At 54.0% G+C, this 1,643-nt stretch carries 1 protein-coding gene; it reads left to right on the top strand.

Annotated elements, in window-relative coordinates; translation table 11 throughout:
- The coding region (locus H6F43_RS23220; RefSeq protein WP_190343928.1) for an ATP-binding protein at positions 1-1,632 on the top strand (1,632 nt) is incomplete at its 5' end.
- Positions 1,633-1,643: the final 11 nt, after the last annotated feature.

Genomic DNA, 1,643 nt, shown 5'->3' with positions numbered 1-1,643 from the left:
TTTGTTACCGACAGCCAAGGGTTCTGCATCTACAGCAATCCGCGCTGCCAAGAAAAATGGGGACTGCAACCGGGCGAGCCGCTGAGCAGTCAGTGGGAACGGACCATTCACTCGGAGGATCAGTCACGCATCCTGGCTGACTGGACCGCGTATCTTCAGGGAAACAACGGGTTTTCGGCAGAATTTCGCACCCATACCGGGAATGAAAACACGTATTGGGTGCAGATGTATGCAGCGCCGATGTTCTCGGAGCAAGGAACCCCGCTAGGGCACGTTGGCACGTGCGAGGACATTACAGAGCGGAAACTAGCAGAAGCCGCTCAGAGCCAAATTATTCAAGAGCAAGCTGCCCGTCGTGAAGCCGAAGCTGCTAACCGGATGAAGGATGAATTTTTGGCGGTCCTGTCGCATGAGCTTCGCACACCGCTGAACTCGATGCTGGGCTGGTCTCGACTGTTGCGCAGCAAAAAATTTGACGAAGCAACGACTGCCCGCGCTCTAGAGACGATCGAGCGCAACGCCGCAACTCAGGCGCAACTGATTGAAGACATTTTAGATGTGTCACAAATTATTCGAGGCAAGCTGCGACTTAATCTCTGCCCCATTAGCCTAGCGTCGGTTGTTGAAGCGGCCATTACCTCCATGCGTCCAACCGCAGACGCCAAAGCAATTAATTTAAAGTTTGAGGTTGACGGCTCAGAAACAGAGATCGATCACCAGCAGTGGATGGTTTACGGCGATCCAGTTCGGTTGCAGCAGGTGGTTTGGAATTTGCTCTCAAATGCAATTAAGTTTACGTCAGACGGAGGACAAGTCCAGGTAAGGCTGTCGCATGTGCAAGGTGGACATCCGGATGACTATTCATCCTTCAAACTTCAATCTTCAGATTCTCGCTGCGCTCAGGTTACTGTAACTGACACCGGAAAAGGTATCAGTCCGGAATTTCTGCCGTACGTGTTCGATCGGTTTCGGCAGGCAGACAGCACGACCACGCGAGCGCACAGCGGTTTGGGGTTGGGACTGGCGATCGTTCGACATCTTGTAGAACTTCAGGGCGGAAGGGTGCAGGCAGACAGCCCAGGCGACGACCAAGGAGCCACGTTTACAATCAGGCTGCCGCTGGTAAACGGAGATAGAACTCGGGCGACCGAAGAAATCGTCCTGCCGTCTTCGCACGCCCTTACGTCCTCGCTCCTCACGCCATCAACTACGGAGACACTCCGTGAGCATCCTGCACTGTTGACGAGCCGAAAAATTCTCATTGTCGATGACGAACCTGACACGCGTGATTTTCTAGCGTTTTTGCTGCGGCAGTACGGTGCGATCGCGGTGGTAGTTAGCTCCGCTAGTGAAGCGCTTGCCGTATTTGAGAGCGTCAGGCCGGATCTGGTGATCAGCGACATCAGTATGCCAGAACAGGATGGCTACTCGCTGATTCAGCAACTGCGATCGCTCGAATCCGGTGCAGACATTCCTGCCATTGCTTTGACGGCTAACTCGCGGGAGCACGATCGCGATCAGGCACTCGCCGCCGGATTTCACGTTTACCTTGCTAAACCCGTGCAGGAGGCTGAGTTAGTCAGCGCGATCGTGCAGATGCTAGAGCGGAGGGGAGTAGAAGCAAGGGGCTAGAAATTTTGAAT

This window comes from Leptolyngbya sp. FACHB-36 (assembly GCF_014695955.1).
Classification (GTDB): domain Bacteria; phylum Cyanobacteriota; class Cyanobacteriia; order Leptolyngbyales; family Leptolyngbyaceae; genus FACHB-36.
This window is presented reverse-complemented; position numbering and strand designations above follow the sequence as displayed.